Raw genomic sequence first — 19,687 nt, 5'->3', positions numbered from 1 at the left:
GGATTGCATCAAAGAATAAGGGCCCTTGGGAGGAATGTGATGAGACTGCTCGGGAAACTGGGACTAGCCGTTGTCGCATGCCTGTTCGGAGCGAAACTCGCTGCGGCCGAAACGACGGTCAAGTGGCTGCACATCGAGGCCAACCCGGCCCAGGTCAAAATCTGGGAGGAGGTTGCGCGCGCCTATGAGGGGTCGCATCCCGGCGTCAAGGTCGAGATGCAGTTCCTCGAGAACGAGGCCTACAAGGCCAAGCTGCCGACCATCCTGCAATCCAGGGACCGGCCCAACATCATCTACAGCTGGTCCGGCGGTGTCCTGAAGACGCAGATCGAGGCCGGCGTGCTCGACGACATCACCGATTCCGTGAAGGGCTACAGCGACAGTCTCACACCCGCGGCGCTCGCCGCCTTCACCAGCAACGGCCGTGTTTATGGTCTGCCCACGGCGCTCTCGCAGGTCGGCTTCCTCTGCAACAAGGAGCTGATGGCCAAGGCGAAGGTCGACCCTGCCGGGATCAAGAGCTGGGACGATCTGCTTGCTGCCGTGAAGACGTTGAAATCCGCCGGCGTGACCCCGATCGTGGTCGGCGGCGCCGATAAGTGGCCACTGCACTTCTACTGGACGCATCTTGCTGTGCGCATCGGCGGCAAGGCGGCGTTCGATGCGGCGCTGCGTGGCGAGAACGGCGGCTTTGCCGGGGAAACCTTCCAGAAATCCGGCGAGCTGTTCAAGCAACTCGTGGATCTCCAACCGTTCCAGAATGGCTTCCTGGGTTTCAAGAACCCGCAGGCGGTCGGCTATTTCGGCGACGGCAAGGCGGCGATGACGCTCGCGATCAGCACGGTCTATCATCTGCAGCGCGCTCTCGCCGCCGACAAGATCGGATTGACCGAGGACAAGATGTGCTGGTTCGACTTCCCGGTCGTGACCGGCGGTAAGGGCGCGCCGACCGATACGCTCGGGGGCATCACCGGTTGGCTGATTACGAAAGGCTCGCCGAAGGAGGCTGTCGATTTCCTGAAGTACTTCGTCTCCAAAGAGGTGCAGACGCGGCTTGCCGCCGGCAACTTCATCATCCCGGTGGTGCAGGGCGCGGATGTCGGCCTCAACAACGGCTTCATGAAGCTGATCGCCGCCAATCTGGCGAAGTCGAACTACCACCAGAACTTCTATGACCAGAGCCTGGGTCCGTCCGTCGGCCGCGTCGTCAACGACGTCACGGCCGAGATCGCCGGCGGCAGCATGAGCCCGCAAGAGGCTGCCAAGGCGATCGAGGCGGCGTGGAAACAGGGCAACTGACGGTGACGCGGCGGACCGCGAGCGTGTCGGCGATCGGCGCTGCTGGCGAGATGGTCCCGCAGGTCACGGTCCGTGGCCCGAGTTGGGACGGCAGGCTGACGGTGCTCATCCTGTTCCTGCCGCCGGCGCTGCTGTTGTTCACGTTGTTCGTTGTGCTGCCGATCGGCGAAGCAGCTTGGTACTCGGGCTTCAATTGGAACGGATTCGGCAGGCCGACCAACTGGATTGGCCTGGACAATTACCGCTTTGTGCTGGAGACCCGCGCCTTCTGGCTCGCTCTGCGCAACAACGGCCTGATCATCGCTGTTTCGCTCGCCATCCAGCTGCCGCTTGCGCTCACCCTGGCCTTGATGCTCGCCGAACGCTTTCGAGGGGCGGTGGCGCTGCGCATGCTGGTCTTCATGCCCTATATCCTGGCGGAGATCGCAACCGGGCTGATCTTCAGCTTCGTCTATGATGGCGACTACGGCCTTGTGGCCTCGATCTGGCGCAGCTTCGGCGCCGAGCCGCCGCATCTGCTTGCATCGACGGATACGGCCATGCTGGCGGTGCTGATCGTGGTCGTCTGGAAGTACTTTGGCTTCCACATGATGCTATTCATCGCAGCGCTCCAGGGCCTCGACAAGAGCCTGGTCGAGGCGGCGCGTATCGACGGCGCGACCCGATCGCAAGCCTTGCGACATGTGGTCATCCCCTTGCTCTATCCGACGATAAGGCTATCCGTGTTCTTCGCCATCGTCGGCTCGCTGCAGCTGTTCGACCTCGTCATGCCGCTGACGCGCGGGGGGCCAGCGGACTCCTCGAACACGATGGTGAGCTTTCTCTACAACAACGGCATCTCGCGCATGCGGGTCGGCTACGGCAGTGCCATCGGCGTCATTTTGTTTGCGATCTGCGTGACCTTTGCCTTCACGTACAAGCGATGGTTCATGCGCGATGAGTAATGCCAAGGCGATCCGCGCGCCATTCGATCCCGCAATGCTGTTCAAGCTGGTGTTCCTCGCCGTCGTCGCCATCATCGTAGTGGTCCCGCTGCTTGCGACCTTGTTCGGTGGTTTCAAATCGCTCGGCGAGCTGCGCGTCAATCCGTTCGGCCTGCCACGTCACTGGGAGTGGCAGAATTACGCCGACATCCTGTTCTCGGCACGCTACTGGCAGCTCTTGCGCAACTCGCTGATCATCTCGACCCTCACGGTGGCCCTGACCCTGATCGTCGCCTCGATGGCGGCGTTCACCTTCGCCCATATCAGGTTCTATGGCAGCTCGATGCTGCTGAGCTACCTGACGCTGGGCCTGCTGTTTCCAGCCGCGACAGCGGTGCTGCCGCTCTTCATCAAGGTCCGCGATCTCGGATTGCTCGATACATACTTTGGCGTTGCGCTGCCGCAGACGGCTTTCAGTCTCGCCATGAGCGTGCTGCTGCTGCGGCGTTTCTTCAAGGACATCCCGTACGAATTGCTGGAGGCCGCGCTGGTCGACGGCTGCAGCTATATCAAATTCTTCCGCTATGTGACCCTGCCTTTGTCCCGGCATATCGGGCGACCGTCGGTACCATCACTTTCGTCAACAGCTGGAACGCCTATCTGCTGCCGCTGGTGATGCTCAACACCGACGCGCTCTATCCCTGGCCGCTCGGTATCATGATTTATCAGGGCGAGTATTCGTCCGAGTGGCATCTGATCCTGGCCTTCATCACGTTGACCATCCTGCCGACGATCATTCTCTTCCTCCTGGCGCAGAAGCACATCGTCGCAGGCCTCACCGCCGGCGCGGTCAAGGGATGAACGGTACCTCACGGAGATCACAATGAGAAAAGTCGGCATCGGCATCATCGGCTGCGGCAATATCAGCACCGCTTATCTGAAGGCGGCCCAGCGCTTCGCGGTCATGGAAATCAAGGCGCTCGCCGATATGCGCAGCGATGCGGCAGAGCGGCAGGGCGCCGCCTTCGGGTTGCCGGCGATGCGGGTTGATCAGCTGCTCAAGCGAGACGACGTCGAGATCGTCATCAATCTCACCGTGCCACTCGCCCACACCGACGTCAGTCTCGCAGTGCTGAACGCCGGCAAGCACGTTCATTCCGAGAAGCCGCTCGGCATCAACGTCACGGAAGCGCGCAAGGTGATGGAGCTCGCTGCGCAGAAGAGTCTTCGCGTCGGTTGCGCACCCGATACGTTCCTTGGCGGTGGGCACCAGACCGCGCGCAAGCTGATCGACGATGGCGCGATCGGCACGCCCGTGGCCGGCAGCGCCTTCTTCGGCTGCCCCGGCCACGAGCGCTGGCATCCGGCGCCGGGTTTCTATTATTTGCGCGGCGGCGGGCCTATGCTTGACATGGGCCCGTACTACATCACCGATCTCGTGCAGCTGCTCGGCCCCGTGGCGAGCGTGATGGGTTCGACCGCGCGCCCGAAATCCGAACGGCTGGTCACCAGCCAGCCGATGAACGGAACGCTGATCCCGGTCGAAGTTGCGACCCATGTCGCCGGCACGCTCGAATTCGAGAGCGGGGCGATCGTCTCGATCGCGATGAGCTTTGACGTGCCCAAGCACCGGCACGCGCCGATCGAGATTTATGGCGACAAGGGCAGCATGCTGGTGCCGGACCCGAACCGCTTCGGCGGCGAGGTGCAGGTCGCCAAGGCTGGCGGCGACTGGGAGCCGGTCCCGCTGACCCACGGTCATGTCGATGGCGAGTTCCGTTCCATTGGCGCCGCCGATATGGCCTCCGCGATACTGAACAACCGGCCGCATCGTGCGAGCGGCGCGCTCGCTTTCCACGTGCTGGAGGTGATGGAGGCGTTCCAGATCTCTGCCGACGAAGGCCGGCGCGTCAAGATCGAGAGCCGCGTCGAGCGGCCGGCGATGCTGCCGGCCGGGCGCGAAACCGGACAGATCGACTGAGGGAATGACCATGCGCAAGGCAATGATTGTATGGGGCGGCTGGCCGGGACACGATCCCGATCTCTGCGCTTCGATGATCCGCGGCTGGCTGAAGGCTGAAGGCTTCGAGGTGCGGATCGAAACCACCACCGCCGCGTTCGCCGATCCCGCGATTCACGACCTGTCACTGATCATCCCGATCTACACCATGTCGAAGATCGAGAAGGCGGAAGCGCTCAATCTCTGCGCTGCGGTCCGAAGCGGCGTCGGGCTCGCCGGCCATCATGGCGGCATGGGTGACGCGTTCCGCGATTCCGTCGACTACCAGTTCCTGTGCGGCGGGCAGTGGGTTGCGCATCCCGGCAACATCATCGACTACAAGGTCGACTTGACGAAGCCGGATGATCCCATCATGAAGGGCCTGAAGAGTTTCGAGCATCGTTCCGAGCAGTACTACATGCATGTCGACCCCGCCAACGAGGTGTTGGCGACGACGACCTTCACCGGCGAGCACGCGCCCTGGATCGAGGGCGTGGTAATGCCCGTGGTCTGGAAGAAGCGATACGGCGCGGGCAGGGTGTTCTATTCCTCGCTCGGCCACCGCGCCTACGAGCTCGACGTACCGGAGATCCGGACGTTGATGACCCGCGGCATGCTGTGGGCGGCGCGCGAATGAATGCTGGTGCGAGCCAGCCGGTGATTCGTGCCACGCTTGAGGACGTTGCGCGCACGGCGGGTGTTTCGCTCGCCACGGTTGACCGCGTCGTCAACCGGCGCGAGGGCGTGCGCGCCAAGACCGTCGCGCGGGTCGAGGCCGCGGTGGCAAAACTCGGCTATCGAGCCGACGTCGCGGCCGCGCGGCTTGCCCGCGGGCAGACGTTCCGCTTTGCCTTTGTGCTGCCGACGGGCAGCAACAGCTTCATGACCAACCTGACCGAGCAGGTCCAGCGCACCGCAGACTGGCTCGCCGGCCAGCGCGGCTTCATTGATATCCTGCGTGTCGACGTGTTCGATCCGGACGTACTCGCCGCCGCGCTGGAAAATCTCTCGCCTGCCTATCAGGGCGTCGCCGTGATCGCGCTCGACCATCCCAGGGTGCGCGCCGCGATCGACGAACTCACTGCGCGCGGGGTCGCTGTGGTGACCCTCGTGTCGGACGCGCCGAGCTCGCGCCGGCTGCACTATGTCGGCATCGACAACCCGGCGGCAGGCCGCACCGCTGCAACGCTGATGGGACGGTTCCTCACTGGTCGCAAGGGGACGGTGGCCGTCATCGCGGGATCGTTGTCGCTGCGCGATCACACCGAACGGCAATTCGGCTTCCACCAGATCCTGTCCAGCGAATATCAGAGCCTAGTCGCGCTGCCGGTGATCGAGGGCCGCGACGACAGCGAGCGCACCCGGGAGCTCACTGCGGCACTGCTCGCGCGCCAGCCCGATCTGCGCGGCATATACTGCTGCGGCGCCGGGAACCGTGGCATCGCCGACGCGCTTGAGGCCTCGGGACGGGCGCGCGAGGTGGTCTGGATTGCCCATGAGCTGACCCAATACACGCGGCGTTTCCTGGTCCGCGGCACGCTCGATGCCATCATCAACCAGGATCCCGGCCACGAGGCACGGTCTGCGGCGCGAGTCCTGCTCGCGCATTGTTCGGGTGAGCCGATCAGCCCCGACCAGGAGCGCATCCGCATCGACATTTTTCTGCGGGACAATCTGCCGTAGCCTCGACTGACCTGCGGGGCGCATCAGAAGCTCTCGGCCATTGCGGCCAGGCGTCGATGGGCTCGTTCGCGAGCCACCTCAATGGGCTGTTGCGGTCCGGTGGTTGGTCCGATCGGAATGAAACGGACATTGCTGATGCCGACAAAACGCAAAATTTCGCGCAGGTAAGGCGCTGCCATGTCGATGCGCCCGCGATTCATTCCGGTGGCGAAATCGCTGCCACTGGCAATGATGACGATGGTCGGCCGGTCCTTCAGCAACGGGATATACCCCAGCGACGGATCGAACCGAAAGGTGAGCCCGGGCTGGACGATAATGTCGAACCATTGCTTGAGCTTATAGGGAATGCCGAAGTTCCACATTGGCGTCGAAATCAGCACCCGCTCGGCGAGCGCTAAGCGCACCGCCATCCGCTCGGCTTCCGCGAAGCTGTCCCGCTGCGCGTCGTTGAAGGCCTGCGCCTTCATCCGTGCATATTTGGCTTCGACAATGGGGCCTGAAAATTCCGGCAAGCGCTCGCGCCAGAGATCCATAACGTCCACGTCCCAGTCGGGCCGAGCTCGGCGAAAGCCGTCGAGGAAAACGCATGCGCCGGCGCCTGACCAGGAGTCGCCGCGGGGCGAGCAAGACAGGTGCAGGAGCTTCGCCACCGCTCATCCCAGCGCTTTGATGACCGCATCGGCCTTGGTCACGACGGCGACGTTCTGCATGGCGAAATTGATCGACGCGGCGTGCCAATCGGCGTTCATGGTCGAGCAGCAATCCTCGGGAACGATCATGAAGTAGCCCTTGTCGGCACCGGTCCGCGCTGTGTGCTCAACTGACATGTTGGTCCAGGCGCCGGTGTTGATGATCATGTCGCGGCCGGTGGCTTTCAGGATCGTTTCGAGCCTCGTGCCTTCCCAGGCACTCATTCGCACCTTCTCGACCACGAAATCGCCGGGCCGTGGTTCGAGACCTGACACCGGTGCCGCCCCCCAGCTTCCGCGCACCATCGCCTTGCTGTCGACGAGACCCTCGAACAGCGGCGCATTCAGCGTCACGCCGGGCGCGCCGGGCTCGACGACGAACCAGACATGAATGATGGCCACGCCTCGCGCCCGCGCCGTTTCGGCTAGGCGGCGGACATTCTCGACGACGCGCTGCTGCTTCGCGTGACCTGGCGCGCCGGAATCGGCAAAGGCGCCGCCATCCATGATGACGTCGTTCTGGAGATCCTGGATGATCATGGCGCAGCGTCGCGGGTCGAGCTGCATTTCGCCGTCGGCAAGGATGGGGGCAGCGGAAGCAGAGCCCGCGGCCGCAGTGCCGCTGCCTCGCTTGCCGCTCATATAGGGCTCGTGGCGCGGTCCGACCCTGGTGGGAATTGCATAGACCGAGTGCGTCGAAGTCAGGTACAGCGTGCGGAAATCCGGCCCGCCCCAGGTAAGGTTGGCGACGAGTTCGGGCAGGCGGAGCTTGCCGAGCAGCTCGCTCCGCGGCGAATAGACCCAGACCCCGCCGGGTGCCGTAACCCAGACGTTGCCGTGCTGGTCGCACTTCATGCCGTCGGGCAAGCCGGGCTCGAGCTCGGAGCGGATGGCGCTCGCGAACACCCGCGCGGTCGACAGGGAACCGTCAGAATTGACATCAAACACGCGGATGAGTGCCTGCACGGTGTCGTTGACATAGAGCAGTTTCTCGTCGGGCGAGAAGCACAGCCCGTTCGGCTGGTCGAACAGATTGCGGTCCACGACGAGCTTCGGGTCGGCGCCGGGCACGACGCGATAGACGCCCTGGAAACCGAGCTGCCTCGGCCGCTCGACGCCATAGACCGGCATGCGGCCATACCAGGGGTCCGAGAAATAGATCGCGCCGGAGGAGTGCACGCAGACGTCGTTGGGGCTGTTGAGCTCCTGTCCCCCAAAGTGCGAGGCCAGCACCTCGCGCCGTCCGTCCGGCCGCTCGCGGATCAACGACGATGTCGCGTGCTCGCAAACGATCAAATTGAGCTCGGCGTCATAGGTCATGCCGTTGCATTTGTTCGAGGGACGCTTGACCTCGGCGACGCCGCGCCGCGCATCCCAGCGCCGGCGCACGTCGCCCGGCATGTCTGAGAACAGCAGATAATGATCCACCGGATGCCAGATCGGTCCTTCCGTAAAGTCAAAACCGGTGCCGATTTGCGCGACTGGTGCGTAGGGATCGATCAGGGTCTCGAATTCGGAGCGCAAGGTGACGTGGGTCATCGGTCGATCCTCTGGCGTCTAGGCCGGAAACCAGTTGCGCTGGGGCAGAGACTGCACGACCGGCCCAGGCACCTGGTCGTGCAGCCGGCCGACGACGTTGCCGCCTTCGATCTTGGCGGGGCGGTCGTGGACCGGCAGCAGATAGCGCGAATTGCTGAGCAGCTTTTTGATGGCGGCCTTCTCGGCCCGCTTGGTGGTGCCGTGGTTGCCAGTGGTGCGCGGCTCCCAGTCGTGGATCTCGTTGAAGGGCGTCACGATCTGGTCGTTGAAATCATAGATGACGTCGCCGCAGATGGTGGCGATGCCGTCGGCCGTTTCGACGATGATATTCATCGATCCCTCGGTATGCGCATTCGCGGCGTCGCAGTAGACACCCGGCATCAACTCGATGGGACCTGTGATCTCGAGGTCGAGAAAGCGCAGCGCACTCTTGGTGTGCAGACGGTCGATCAGATGCTTGATATCCGGTGCCGGATATTGCGGATGCATCAGGCCGGACACAGAATATTCAAGCTCCCGACGGTTGAGGACGACGGTCGTGTTCATCGGAAACAGATCGTCCTTGCCGGCGTGGTCGATGTGCAGATGGGTGTGGCAGACGAAACGCACATCGCCCATCCGCACGCCGTGCCGCGCAAGCTGGTTCTCGATCATGTGCTCGTGATACTGCAGGCCGCGCATCCCCAGCGTTTCCATGATCTGGTTGGAACGGTAACCGGTGTCTACCACGACCGGATACTTGCCGCCGAGGATCAGGAAACCGAGGGTGAGGACGCGGCGGGTGCGGCCGCAATCGCGGCCGAGAACCAAAAAGCTCGATTCCAGCTCAATATCGCCATAGTCCAAAATCTTGATCTCCAGCGGCATTCCGTCCCTCCCTGTGTCCGTTCTCGTTGTTTCCTCGGCGCTCAGAGCCGATAGACGCGCATAGCGGTGGTCTTGAAAATGGCTTCGCGCTGATCATCGCGTAGCGGCGCCGCGGCGGCACGGAATGCATCGATCAACGCGCGATAGCTGGTCCACAATTTCTCGATCGGAAAATTCGAGCCGAACAGGCAGCGTTCGGCGCCGAAGATCGCAATCGTATCGGTCAGGACGGATGCGATATGCGCGGGGTCGTTGCGGTGGATGAAGGTTCCGAGCCCCGATAGTTTCGACACGACGTTCGGGCATGCGGCGAGGCGGGCCATCCCGGCGCGCCACGCGGCGCGGCCTGCCGGTGAAAGGTCCTCCAGCATGCCGGCGTGCTGGAGGATAAAGGTCACCTTCGGGCAGGATTCCGCAAGGCGCGCAGCGTCAGGCATCTGTGGCGTGAACACCTGAAGCTCAAAGCTCCAGCCATAATCCGCAAGGCGGGCGATATTGCGCTGGATCACGGGATCGGTGCAAAGGTCCGGCCGCGCGGCAAAGCGATAAAGCGGGTTCTCGTGCCAATGCAGTTGCATGCGAACGCCGCGTACGAGGGCATAACGCTTCAGGCGGTCGAGCTGTGGACGCACGTCGTCCACCGAAAAGTCGGCGTAAGCTACGATGGCATGCGGCCAGCCGTGCTCCTCGGCGGTCTGCTGCACCCAAGCGGCCTCGTCCTCGAAGCGGTCATTGGCCCAGTTGGTCTGGACATAGACCGAGCGGGTAACGCCGCTGCCCTCGATGTCGCCGAGATATTCCTCGATCGGGTAATCGCGCCGGATCGGCTCGTACGGACCGAAGATGCGCGGCTGCATCGGACCCACCAGCCAGGGCAGGTCGGTCTGGCGCCAGATATGATGGTGCCCATCGACGACGTCGGTCACGCAACTCTCCTTTGTCCCAGCGCCAGCACATGCGCGACGATCGACGCGCTCGAGCCACCATCGACGAGGTCGTCGACGAAGCGTTCGATCGCGACCAGCGCTTCGGTCTGCGGGCGAAAGTCGGGACCAGCCGCGAGCGGTGTCAGCCAGCTCACGCGCCACGCACGGCGCGATAGTTTCGCGACCGCATCGCGCAGCGCATCGGGTTCGCCCCGTTCCAGGCCGTCGGAAACGATGATCACGGCAGCGCCCCGCGCGTATCCACCGAAGCGGGGCACGGCGAGAAACGCCTGAAGCGCATCGCCGATTCGGGTGCCGCCGTCCCAGTCGCTGACCGCATGGGCCGCCGCCCTGAGCGCCTGCTCTCGGCGTTTGAGTCGCAACGGGCGGGTGATGCGGGTCAGCCGCGTGCCGAAGGTGAAGACCTCGACGCTGGGCGCCGCCTGCACCAACGTGTGCGCGAACTTCATATTCTCTTCGGTGCGGGTCTTCATCGAGCCGGAGACGTCAATCAGAAGCAACATCTTGCGTGGGCGCTGCCGCCGCTTCAAACGCCCCAGCCGGAGAATTTCGCCATCGCTGCGAACGGAGTCGCGCAGGGTGCGGCGCAAATCGGCGTAGGGTCCGCTGCGAGCCCGCATGCGGCGATGGCCGCGCCGCTTCGGCAGGCGCCTCGGCGCCTCGCGGGACAGCCGGCGCAGCGCATCGGTGGTCGAGAGCTGCGCAAAGCGGCGCTCGACCAGGGTTTCGGCGCGCGCAGCTGCGAGACCGGACTCGTTGGCCTCGTCCGACAACAGCGGCTCGTCGTTTCCACGGGCCTCCTCTTGCAGCCGAACAGTCTCGTCGTCCTCACCGTCATCGACGCGCTCGATTGCCTCGTTTCCGCGAAAGTGCAGATCGAACAGCCGGTCGAACGTTGCGCGACGCTCCGGTGGAGGAGCCAGTGTTGCGAGGGCTGCCTGCCGAATGTCCTCCAGGCTGCGGGGACCGAGCAACTGGATTGCGGCAAGGAACGACGTCGTCTGTTCCGGTGCGACGGCAAATCCGTTCGTTCGCAACAAGCCGACGAACGAGATGAATACACGCGCAGCGCGCGGCAGTTCGGGTTCGGCGCTCATGCAGAGGCCTCCGCCAGCAGGGCATCGAGGCGCGGCGAAATGAAGTGCAGATCCTCCTCGTCTTTCAAGGCAACGCCGATCGAGCGCCTGAAGGCATCAGGCCACCGTGCGCCGCCCTTGTGCAGCAGCGTGGCGGCCTCGGCCCAGTCGACGGCCTCGGCGATCCCGGGCGCCTTGCTGAGTGGTTCGCGTCGCAGCTTCTCGACGGCGGCGACGACGGCCCGCGCGGTCCCCTCGGCGACGCTGGAGGCCCGCATCATCACGATGCGCGCTTCGCGCTCGGCGGAGGGATAGTCGATCCAGTGATAGACGCATCGCCTCCGCAACGCTTCATGAAGATCCCGCGTGCGGTTCGAGGTCAGGACGACAACCGGGCGCTCAGAGGCGCGAACCGTACCGCGCTCCGGAATCGAGATCTGGAAGTCGGACAGGAACTCGAGCAGGAAGGCTTCGAATTCTTGGTCGGCGCGGTCGATTTCGTCGATCAGCAGCACAGTTGAGTCAGGTGCGCGCAGCGTCGCCAGCATCGGTCGCTCGATTAAAAACGTTTCGCCGTAGATGTCGACGCTCTCATCGCCGGCCTGGCGGATTGCGAGCATCTGGCGCGGATAGTTCCATTCGTAGAGTGCGGCAGATGCGTCGATGCCTTCGTAGCATTGCAGGCGGATCAGGCGGCGGCCGAGGACCGCGGCAATGGCTTTGGCGGCCTCGGTCTTGCCGACGCCCGGCGCGCCCTCGAGCAGCAATGGCTTGCCGAGTGCCAGCCCGAGATAGGCTGCGGTCGCCAGCCCCTCGTCGGCAAGGTAATAGGCTGCCCGAAGCGCTTTCTCCAGTGCCTCTGGGCTGTCGATGCCGACGATGTTGCTGCGGACGGCCATCGAGACCTCAGCGCCGCGCCTGAGGGCGCGCGCCGCCCTCGGCCTTGATCGCGCGCAGCACCTTCTCCGGCGTAATCGGCAGATCGTCGATGCGCACGCCGACGGCGTTGAAGATGGCGTTCGCAACGGCCGGCAATACGGGATTCGCGCACATTTCGCCGGGCCCCTTGGCGCCGAAGGGGCCATCGGGAGCGGGGCGTTCCAATACGGCGATGTCGTGCGGGCAGATATCGCCAGGACCGGGCATGACATATTCGACGAAGTCGCGAGGGCCGTGGACCGGGTCGGGATAATAGGGTTCTGGCGTCTCGTAGAGCGTGTGACTGACGCCCATCCAGGCGCCGCCGACGAGCTGTTGCTCGACCAGGCGCGGGTTGAGCGCACGGCCGAGCTCATAGGCAGAATCCATGCGGATCATCGTGACCTCGCCGGTCTCGTCGTCAACCTCGACCTCGGCGACGAGACAGGCATGGGCGTAACAGGTCGCCGGCGACATCTCGCCGGTTTCCGGATCGACATTGGACAGAGGAACCAGGAAGATGCCGCGGCCGGCGATGGTCTTGCCCTGCTTGAACTGCGCGGCGATGGCGACGTCCTTGGTGGAGATCGAGCGGTGCGGCGCGCCCTTGAGGTGGATGTTGCCACGTCCGTCGGTTTCGAGATCGGCGGCGTTGACCTCGAGTTCTTCTGCGGCCGCCTCCATCATCACGCCGCGCGCCTCGCGCGCCGCCGCCATCACTGCATTGCCGACGCGATGGGTGCCGCGCGAGGCGAACGAGCCCATGCAATGCGGGCCAGTATCGGAATCGGCGGTATCGACATAGACGTCCTCGACGGGTACGCCGAGCGTCTCTGCGCAAATCTGCCGCGTGACCGACTTCATGCCTTGGCCGAGGTCGATCGAGGACAGCGCTACGGTGAACTTGCCGCTTGGATTGGAATGAACCAGGGCTTGGCTGGGATCGCCGCCGAGGTTCATGCCGATGGGATAGTTGACCGACGCGATGCCGCGTCCGCGATGTCGCGTCATCTCAACGCCTCCTGGTGCCGAACACGGATGAGAATCGGCCCGCCCCATGCGAGGGCGATGTTGGTCGCGGTGGCGATGGCGGTGGCGGCGCGGGCGGTGGGGGCTCGCGCGGGGGTTCGCGCGACGCGGCCGTTGGCAGGCGATCATAGCTCGTGCGCTGCTGCGCCGGCGCGGTCGTCCGTACGTGGATGTCGGCAGGCGTCCGCGGGATGGCAGCGCGGCTGCCGCCTCCGTCTTTGCGGGAGGAGGCGCGCTTGAACTCGTCGCGGATCGGCCATTTGGCTTTCTCGGCCGCGACCTGGACGCACTCGATCAGCGCCGTGTTCTTGGCCTCGCGCCGATGCGCCTTCATGTCGCCGTCGCGATAGGCATTGAGGATGCGGAACTCCATCGGGTCCATGCCGACGAGGTTCGCGAGCTTGTCCATCTGGCATTCGATCGCAAAGTCCATGGCGGTGACGCCGAAGCCGCGCATCGCGGTTGCAGGCGTACGGTTGGTGAAGACGCAGTAGACGTCGCCATAGACGTTCGGGATGGTGTAGGGTCCTGGCAGATGGGCTGCGCATTTCACCGCTGCATAACTGGAGAGCCGCGTATATGCGCCGCTGTCGAAATATGCGCGGATCTTTCTCGCGACGACGCGGCCATCGCGCATCACGCCGTCCTTGATGTAGATGCGCTCGGCGCCGCGCGGCGGGCCGTATTGCATCTCTTCTTCGCGTCCGAACACGTAGCGCACGGGACGTCCCGTCAGCATCGCACCCAGGATGCATAACGGTTCGGTCAGCGTGTCGACCTTGCCGCCAAAGCCGCCGCCGACGGTGCCGCCAATGAAATGGAAGGTGTTGGAAGGGACGTCGAGGATCTTGGCGCAGGTGTCGACCGAGAAGAACAGCGCCTGCGTCGACGTATAGACGACATAGCGCCCGTTGGTGTCGGGCGCCGCGATCGACCCATTGGTTTCGGTCGGCGCGTGCTCGATTGGTGACATCTGGTAGCGTTGTTCAAGCACGTGATCGGCGGTCGCGAGTGCGGCATCGGCATCGCCGAAGCGGAGCTTTTGGTGGTCGTATGTGTCGTGATAAATGAAGGCATTCTTCGGATAGGTATCGTTGACGACGGGCGCGCCGGCCTTCAGCGCATCTTCCACGTCGAACACGGTTGGCAACGGCTCATAGTCGATCCGCACCTTTGCGATCGCCTCGAACGCCTCGCGCTCGCTGTCGGCGACGATGGCCAGGATCGGCTCACCCTTGTAGCGGACCTTGTCGACGGCCAGCGATGGTTCGTCGTCCTTGCCGAAATTGATCAGGCTCAAAAGTGTGTTGAGGTTGCGGGGCACGTCGGAGCCGCGGATGATCCGGCGCACGCCGGCTGAGCGCTCGGCGTCCGCGGTATCGATCCGCCGGATCCTTGCATGCGAATGGGTCGAGCGAACGACTTTCAGGTGCAGCATGCCCTGGAGCTTGTGGTCGTTGAAATAGCTCGAGGTGCCCGTGACATGGCCAAGCATGTCCTGGCGCTGTGTGCCCTTGCCGATCTCGTTGAGATTATCGTCGCGCTCGTCGGCGAAGATGTCCTTGCGTAGTTCCAGCATGATCTGGTCCTTCAGGCGCTCACCCTGCCGCCGGAGGCGGCGAGGATGGCGTTGATGATCGGCTCGTAGCCGGTGCAGCGGCAGATGTTGCCGGAGATCGCCTCCACGATCTCGGCGCGGCTCGGGGAGGGATTGCGGTCGAGCAGCGCCTTGGCAGCCATCAGCATGCCCGGCGTGCAATAGCCGCACTGGGCAGCAAAATTCTCGGCGAAGGCGCGCTGCAGCGGATGGAGGTTCGGTCCCTGCTTCAGGCTATCCAGCGTCTCGACAGAGCGGCCGGCGACGGTCTCGGCCAGCGTCAGACAGGAGAGATGGAGCTCGCCGTCGATCAGGACGCTACACGTGCCGCAGCCCCCCTGGCCGCAGCCGAATTTCGGCGTCATGTCGCCGATCAATTCGCGAAGCGCGACGAGCAGGTTGGTGCCGCCATCGACGAAAATGGCGACATCGCTGCCATTGTGACGAAATTGCAGGGCAGTCTTGGCCATACGATCTATTCCTGACCCAAGAGAAGACGACGCAGATGGACGCCGACGATCTCGCGGCGGTACCAGGCGCTGCCGAGCGCGTTGTCGGAGGGCGATGTTCCTTCCGCCGCTGCGGAGGCTGCGGCCGCAACGGTCGCGGCATCGAGCGAGCGACCTTCCAGAGCGCGTTCGGCCGCCCGCGCACGTATTTGCGTCGGCGCCATCGATCCCAATGCGATTCGTGCCCCGGCGACCCGCCCGCCACTGATGGGCAGATGTGCGGCGAGCGTGATGACCGAGCCGCCCTTGGGCTTGATCCGTGCGATCTTGCGGTAGCGAAAAGCCTCCGCGCTAGTCGGTCGCGTGCATGACACCGACAGCACGAGCGCGCCCGCCTGCCTTTCACGTGACTGCAAAAACTCCTCAATTGGAATGTCGCGCGATCCAAAGCCGCCTTGCAGGGCCACCGTGGCATCGAGCGCAAGCAGGGCGACGGTGAAATCGCCATAGGGATTAGGCGCAAACAGATTGCCGCCCACCGTACCCATGTTGCGCACCGCCGGGCCGCCAATCGAGCGGGCAGGGGCGTGCAGGAAAGCGAGGTCACGCTCGCCCAGAATCCGGGCGAAAGTTACGCCAGCACCCAAGGTGATCCGCGGACCAGATGGGTCGATGCGCGTCAAGGCTTGGTCATTGGCGCGCACGATGGTCGAGAGCGAGATATCGCCTTCGTTCAGAGCGCGCATCACGAGCGTGCCGCCACCGAGATAGCGAGCGGTGCGATCGGACGACAGCGCGGCGGCGGCCTCGCTCGAGCTTGTGAAGGTCTTCACCGTCACAGTCATGTTGACACAGCCTCCTTGAGGTGTCGGCGGATCGCTACGAATCCCGCTTGGTAGATATCTTCCGCGACCATGTGGGTGATACGATCCTTGTCCTCCGGCCGCGTCGAGAAGCGCGATTCCCAGTGCCAGAAGGTACGGTCGCCGTCCGTCACGGGCAGCAGGCGGACGTGGGCTACGTAGTTGAACATCGGGACCGGCGTATCGAGCAGGCAGTAGCTGAAGGTCTGCTCCAGATCCGACAGCGTCAGCAATTGCTCGCGCAGCTCCGAGCCGTCCTGCAGCTTGAACCGCCTGACGCAGCCGATCTTGTCCGAGGCCTGCGCCCGCTCGATGGTGGAGGCCGCGACCGCCGGATGCCAGCGATCGTGCCCGTTGAAATCGCGCAGCACCGCCCACACGGACCCGGTCGGCGCATCCAGGATCGTGCTCTTGACGATATGCGGCACTGCGCTCAGCCTCCGAACTGGCGTTTGAGGGCGTCGAAGCCGCCCTGGAACACGCCGCCGCCGATATTCGCGACAAGCTCCGCCTCCCGCTCGGGTGCGCATTCGAACTCAGCGGTCCATTCCATGAAGGTCTGGTCGCCATCCGTGACCGGCGTCAGCCGAAGCGTCGCGACGTAGTCCTCGACCCCCATCGGGGATTCGAGGATCGAGTAGGTGCAGAACATGTCGTAATCGGACAGGCCAAGCAGCTTTTCCCGGATGCGATCGCCGTTGCGGAGGCGAAAATCCCTGACGCAGCCGATCTTGTCGGAGGGCTCGCCACCCTCGATGCGGCTTTCCGCAATCGCGGGATGCCAGTTCGGCAGACCGTTGAAGTCGCGCACTCGCGCCCAGACGCGATCGTTGCGCGCCTTGACGACGGTCGAGACGTAGACGCGGGCCATGGTGCGACCTCAGCTCTTCTTTCGGGGGCTGCGCTCGGCGGGCGGCTCGCCGTCGGCTGCAGGCGAGGGTGCAGCGGCTGGCTTCTCGCCACCGCCGCCGCTCTTGCGCGCGGAGTCCTTGATGCCCTGCATGTCGCGAGCTTCCCGGATCAGGCCTGGCATCTTGGCGAGGCTGCCACCTTCGACGCCGATGTCCGCCAGAAGCGAATCGATCAGCGGCGCCTGGACGCGGTAGCGCAGCGCCGAGTCGATCACCTCGTCGGTGGCGCTACGGCCGCCATTCCCGCCATGGCCGTTGCCGTTGAGACCATCGACTTGCAGGATGCGGATGCCCTCGATCTTCTCCATCGGCTTGACGCTCTCACGGACGATGCCCTCGATGCGGTCGAGCAGCTTTCTACGGAATAGCGAGTAGCGCGCCTGGTCGGTCAGCACGTTCTCGGCCTCGTTGAGCATACGCTGCGCCTCGGCCTCGACTGCAGCGCGGATCCGTTCGGCTTCCGCGGCAATTCGCGTCTCCTCGGCCTGCTTCTCGGCGATCAGGATCTCCACGGTCTTGCGACGCTTCGCGATCTCGCTCTCGCGCGCGGTTATGACGCGCTCGGTGGCTTCAGTGGCATGCACCCGCGCTTCCTCAGCCGAGGCCTTGGCCGCGGATTCCTCCAGCGACTTGAGGTGGATAGCAATCGCCTTTTCCATCAAGACGGTCTCGACCTCCTTCTCGCGATTGATTTCGAGCTTGCGCAACTCGCGCTCGCGGCCGATGCGGGCCTCGTCGAGGCCGCGATCGGAGGCGATGCGGGAGCGCTCAACCTCTTCCCGCGCGGCAATCTCGGCTTCCTGGAGCGACTGGACGCGAGCGACTTCGAGCTGTTCGATCGAACGGCGGCGCTCGATTCGCGCCGCCTCTAGCGCATGCTCGCGCGAGACGTCGGTGGTCTCGACCTCCTTGCGCGCGACAATCTCGGCCTGCCTGACCTGGCGGTCGGCGTCGATGCGCTCGGACTTCTTGGTCGAGAGCGCGATGACGCGGTCCTCATCCGCGATCTCGATCGCCTTCTTGTGCTCGATATTGAGGACTTCGCGCTTCTTGGAGGACGTGATCCGCTCGGCCTCGAGCGCGAGATCGACGCCGATGCGCTGGCGCTCGATGGCGTCGCGGCGCTTCAACTCGGCCGCCTCGAGCACGGCTGAGCGCTCGATCTCGAGCGCGCGTGTGTCACGCTCGGCCTGGATACGCTCGGCTGCAACGGACTTCTCCTGCGCGATCCGGGCGGCTTCGATGGCTTCCCGCGAGGCAATGTCGGCTTCCTCGACGGCGCGGTTGCGGGCGATTTCCAGCGACCGCACGCGCTCTTGCTGGGTGATGCGGGCAGCTTCGGTGGCTTCGCGCGCCGCGACCTCTGCGACTTCCAGCGTCTGATTTCGCTCGATTTCCAACTGCCGGGTATTCTGCTCGACCGCGATGCGCTCGACGGCGAGCCTGTGCTCCCGGTCGATTCGCGCCGCCTCGACCGCGCGCTGCGCCTCAATCTCGGCTTCCTGGATGTTACGCACCTGCTGGATCTCCAGCGCACGGGTGCGCTCATCGGATGCGATGCGCTCGACATTGACAATCATGGTCTGGGCGATGCGGGCCTTTTCGGTCGTCTCGCGGGCAGCAATCTCGGCTTCGTCCACGGCGCGGGTCCGGTCGATCTCGCGGCGCCGGGTCTCCTCTTCGTTAGCGATGCGGGCGTCGGTCACGACGCGGTCCTGCTGGATACGCGCTTTCTCGATCGCTTCGCGGGCGGTGATCTCGGCTTCCTCGACGGTCCGCATCCGCTCGATTTCGCGCTGGCGCACCTCGCGCTCGGAAGCGATGCGGCTGGTATCGATCGAGCGCTGGTTGGCGATCCGGGCTTTTTCGATTTCCTCCCGTGCGAGCAGTTCCTTCTCCTCGATGGTGCGGGTGCGCTCGATCTCCCGCTGGCGGGTCTCACGCTCCGAGGCGATACGGGCTTCGGCGATCGCCTGGTCGTTGGCGATTCGCGCCTTCTCGATGGTTTCACGGGCGGAAATCTGCGCCTGCTCAGCTTCGGTCTCGCGCAGGGCCCGTTCGCGTGCGACCTCGGTGCGTTGCAGGGCGCGGCGCATCTCGATGTCACGCTCCTGTTCGAGGCGCGCCGTCTCGCTTTCGCGTTCGATCTCGAGAGCCTGCCGCTCGGCCTCCAGGTTGCGGGAGCGGATCTTGATCATCGAATCCTGCTCGATGTCGTTGCGCAGTTTGCGCTTGGCCTCGATGTCCTCCATCAGGCGGGTCAGACCTTCGGCGTCGAAGCGGTTCGAGGGGTTGAAGAATTCGAGATCGGTCTGGTCGAGATCGGTGATCGCGACTGATTCCAGCTCGAGCCCGTTCTGGGCGAGGGCCTCTGCGGCGTTCGCCTTGAGGCGGGCGACGTACTCACCGCGCTGCTCGTGCATCTGCTCGAGGGTCATCTCCGAGGCAACGGAACGAATGGCCGAGATGAATTTGCCGGCGAGGAGGGCGTGGAGCTGTTCGGGCTCCATGGTGCGGCGGCCGAGTGTGGCGGCCGCGATAGACACGGCTTCGCGGGTCGCCTGCACGCGGACATAGAAATCGGCCTCGATGTCGACGCGCATGCGGTCACGGGTGATCACGGCGTCCTGGCGGGAGCGCACGATGCCCATCGGCTGCACGTTCATGTTGACGGGCGTGTAGTCGTGGATGAACGGCAGCACGAAGGCGCCGCCGTTGATCACAACGCGCTCGCCGAGCAGGCCGGTCCGGACGAATGAGGTCTCCTTGGACGAGCGGTGATAGAGCCAGTTCACGATGTAGACGCCGACCACGATCACCACGACGGCGACGATCAGCCAGAGGATCAATTCACCGACCAGAGTCCCTGACATGTTTCTCTCCCTCGACCTTTCGGCG

Annotated in this window: 18 protein-coding genes and 1 pseudogene; 6 read left to right on the top strand and 13 right to left on the bottom strand. The window is 64.3% G+C overall.

Annotated elements, in window-relative coordinates:
- Positions 1-39: 39 nt before the first annotated feature.
- The 6 genes and pseudogenes from IVB54_RS25120 to IVB54_RS25095 all read left to right on the top strand — a co-directional run bounded on the left by IVB54_RS25120 (position 40) and on the right by IVB54_RS25095 (position 5,904).
- Complete coding sequence (locus IVB54_RS25120; protein WP_018458720.1) at positions 40-1,299, top strand: extracellular solute-binding protein; 1,260 nt, start codon at positions 40-42, stop codon at positions 1,297-1,299.
- Between the two features lie 50 nt (positions 1,300-1,349).
- Positions 1,350-2,243: a sugar ABC transporter permease gene (locus IVB54_RS25115; protein WP_088930799.1), complete on the top strand. Its 894-nt coding sequence runs from the start codon at positions 1,350-1,352 to the stop codon at positions 2,241-2,243.
- Positions 2,236-3,083 (top strand): annotated as a pseudogene (locus IVB54_RS25110) (carbohydrate ABC transporter permease). The gene IVB54_RS25115 and the pseudogene IVB54_RS25110 overlap by 8 nt, the downstream one beginning before the upstream one ends.
- Before the next feature lie 22 nt (positions 3,084-3,105).
- Positions 3,106-4,203 carry a Gfo/Idh/MocA family oxidoreductase gene (locus IVB54_RS25105; RefSeq protein ID WP_247299704.1) on the top strand — a complete coding sequence of 366 codons (1,098 nt, stop codon included), beginning with the start codon at positions 3,106-3,108 and terminating at the stop codon, positions 4,201-4,203.
- A gap of 10 nt (positions 4,204-4,213) precedes the next feature.
- Positions 4,214-4,858 carry a ThuA domain-containing protein gene (locus IVB54_RS25100; protein ID WP_026233644.1) on the top strand — a complete coding sequence of 215 codons (645 nt, stop codon included), beginning with the start codon at positions 4,214-4,216 and terminating at the stop codon, positions 4,856-4,858.
- A complete protein-coding gene (locus IVB54_RS25095) occupies positions 4,855-5,904 on the top strand; it encodes a LacI family DNA-binding transcriptional regulator (protein ID WP_026233645.1) in 1,050 nt (349 codons plus the stop codon). Before IVB54_RS25100 ends, IVB54_RS25095 begins: the two co-directional genes overlap by 4 nt.
- Before the next feature lie 23 nt (positions 5,905-5,927).
- Here the strand turns inward: IVB54_RS25095 and IVB54_RS25090 are convergent, their stop codons facing one another.
- The 13 genes from IVB54_RS25090 to IVB54_RS25030 are packed head-to-tail and all read right to left on the bottom strand — an operon-like array spanning position 5,928 to position 19,662.
- Positions 5,928-6,554: an NAD(P)H-dependent oxidoreductase gene (locus IVB54_RS25090; protein WP_026233646.1), complete on the bottom strand. Its 627-nt coding sequence runs from the start codon at positions 6,552-6,554 to the stop codon at positions 5,928-5,930.
- 3 nt (positions 6,555-6,557) lie between these two features.
- On the bottom strand, positions 6,558-8,132 hold the full coding sequence (locus tag IVB54_RS25085) for an isochorismatase family protein (protein ID WP_085394193.1): 1,575 nt from the start codon (positions 8,130-8,132) through the stop codon (positions 6,558-6,560).
- A gap of 18 nt (positions 8,133-8,150) precedes the next feature.
- Complete coding sequence (locus IVB54_RS25080; protein ID WP_007593031.1) at positions 8,151-8,999, bottom strand: MBL fold metallo-hydrolase; 849 nt, start codon at positions 8,997-8,999, stop codon at positions 8,151-8,153.
- Between the two features lie 41 nt (positions 9,000-9,040).
- Entirely contained in the window at positions 9,041-9,925 is an 885-nt protein-coding gene (locus IVB54_RS25075; RefSeq protein WP_018458727.1) for an amidohydrolase family protein, read from the bottom strand.
- Positions 9,922-11,043 (bottom strand): VWA domain-containing protein, encoded by a 1,122-nt coding sequence (locus IVB54_RS25070; RefSeq protein WP_018458728.1) that lies wholly within the window; start codon positions 11,041-11,043, stop codon positions 9,922-9,924. Before IVB54_RS25070 ends, IVB54_RS25075 begins: the two co-directional genes overlap by 4 nt.
- Positions 11,040-11,921, bottom strand: coding sequence for a MoxR family ATPase (locus tag IVB54_RS25065; RefSeq protein ID WP_018458729.1), 882 nt, complete (start codon positions 11,919-11,921; stop codon positions 11,040-11,042). The genes IVB54_RS25070 and IVB54_RS25065 overlap by 4 nt, the downstream gene beginning before the upstream one ends.
- Positions 11,922-11,928: 7 nt before the next feature.
- Entirely contained in the window at positions 11,929-12,951 is a 1,023-nt protein-coding gene (locus tag IVB54_RS25060) for a molybdopterin cofactor-binding domain-containing protein (RefSeq protein WP_247776486.1), read from the bottom strand.
- A 1-nt stretch (position 12,952) separates the two neighbouring features.
- Positions 12,953-14,548 (bottom strand): molybdopterin cofactor-binding domain-containing protein, encoded by a 1,596-nt coding sequence (locus tag IVB54_RS25055; protein ID WP_247299701.1) that lies wholly within the window; start codon positions 14,546-14,548, stop codon positions 12,953-12,955.
- 11 nt (positions 14,549-14,559) lie between these two features.
- A complete protein-coding gene (locus IVB54_RS25050; RefSeq protein WP_007593025.1) occupies positions 14,560-15,036 on the bottom strand; it encodes a (2Fe-2S)-binding protein in 477 nt (158 codons plus the stop codon).
- A gap of 5 nt (positions 15,037-15,041) precedes the next feature.
- Positions 15,042-15,860 (bottom strand): FAD binding domain-containing protein, encoded by an 819-nt coding sequence (locus tag IVB54_RS25045; protein ID WP_018458732.1) that lies wholly within the window; start codon positions 15,858-15,860, stop codon positions 15,042-15,044.
- Positions 15,857-16,306, bottom strand: coding sequence for an SRPBCC family protein (locus IVB54_RS25040; protein ID WP_018458733.1), 450 nt, complete (start codon positions 16,304-16,306; stop codon positions 15,857-15,859). The genes IVB54_RS25045 and IVB54_RS25040 overlap by 4 nt, the downstream gene beginning before the upstream one ends.
- Positions 16,307-16,311: 5 nt before the next feature.
- A complete protein-coding gene (locus IVB54_RS25035; protein WP_018458734.1) occupies positions 16,312-16,749 on the bottom strand; it encodes an SRPBCC family protein in 438 nt (145 codons plus the stop codon).
- Positions 16,750-16,758: 9 nt separating this feature from the next.
- The gene (locus IVB54_RS25030) at positions 16,759-19,662 is read right to left on the bottom strand and encodes a flotillin family protein (RefSeq protein ID WP_026233647.1); all 2,904 of its coding nucleotides are present in this window, start codon (positions 19,660-19,662) and stop codon (positions 16,759-16,761) included.
- Positions 19,663-19,687 lie beyond the last annotated feature (25 nt).

It is taken from the genome of Bradyrhizobium sp. CW1 (assembly GCF_023100665.1).
Classification (GTDB): Bacteria; Pseudomonadota; Alphaproteobacteria; order Rhizobiales; family Xanthobacteraceae; genus Bradyrhizobium; species Bradyrhizobium canariense_D.
Note: the sequence above shows the minus strand (reverse complement) of the source record. Positions and strands in the feature narration are given on the sequence as shown.

Excerpts from the sequence above, each read along its gene's own strand:
- IVB54_RS25120 (WP_018458720.1), top strand. The coding sequence starts at position 40 with ATGAGACTGCTCGGGAAACTGGGACTAGCCGTTGTCGCATGCCTGTTC.
- IVB54_RS25115 (WP_088930799.1), top strand. The coding sequence starts at position 1,350 with ATGGTCCCGCAGGTCACGGTCCGTGGCCCGAGTTGGGACGGCAGGCTG.
- IVB54_RS25105 (WP_247299704.1), top strand. The coding sequence starts at position 3,106 with ATGAGAAAAGTCGGCATCGGCATCATCGGCTGCGGCAATATCAGCACC.
- IVB54_RS25100 (WP_026233644.1), top strand. The coding sequence starts at position 4,214 with ATGCGCAAGGCAATGATTGTATGGGGCGGCTGGCCGGGACACGATCCC.
- IVB54_RS25095 (WP_026233645.1), top strand. The coding sequence starts at position 4,855 with ATGAATGCTGGTGCGAGCCAGCCGGTGATTCGTGCCACGCTTGAGGAC.
- IVB54_RS25085 (WP_085394193.1), bottom strand. The coding sequence starts at position 8,132 with ATGACCCACGTCACCTTGCGCTCCGAATTCGAGACCCTGATCGATCCC.
- IVB54_RS25080 (WP_007593031.1), bottom strand. The coding sequence starts at position 8,999 with ATGCCGCTGGAGATCAAGATTTTGGACTATGGCGATATTGAGCTGGAA.
- IVB54_RS25070 (WP_018458728.1), bottom strand. The coding sequence starts at position 11,043 with ATGAGCGCCGAACCCGAACTGCCGCGCGCTGCGCGTGTATTCATCTCG.
- IVB54_RS25065 (WP_018458729.1), bottom strand. The coding sequence starts at position 11,921 with ATGGCCGTCCGCAGCAACATCGTCGGCATCGACAGCCCAGAGGCACTG.
- IVB54_RS25060 (WP_247776486.1), bottom strand. The coding sequence starts at position 12,951 with ATGACGCGACATCGCGGACGCGGCATCGCGTCGGTCAACTATCCCATC.
- IVB54_RS25055 (WP_247299701.1), bottom strand. The coding sequence starts at position 14,548 with ATGCTGGAACTACGCAAGGACATCTTCGCCGACGAGCGCGACGATAAT.
- IVB54_RS25050 (WP_007593025.1), bottom strand. The coding sequence starts at position 15,036 with ATGGCCAAGACTGCCCTGCAATTTCGTCACAATGGCAGCGATGTCGCC.
- IVB54_RS25045 (WP_018458732.1), bottom strand. The coding sequence starts at position 15,860 with ATGACTGTGACGGTGAAGACCTTCACAAGCTCGAGCGAGGCCGCCGCC.
- IVB54_RS25035 (WP_018458734.1), bottom strand. The coding sequence starts at position 16,749 with ATGGCCCGCGTCTACGTCTCGACCGTCGTCAAGGCGCGCAACGATCGC.
- IVB54_RS25030 (WP_026233647.1), bottom strand. The coding sequence starts at position 19,662 with ATGTCAGGGACTCTGGTCGGTGAATTGATCCTCTGGCTGATCGTCGCC.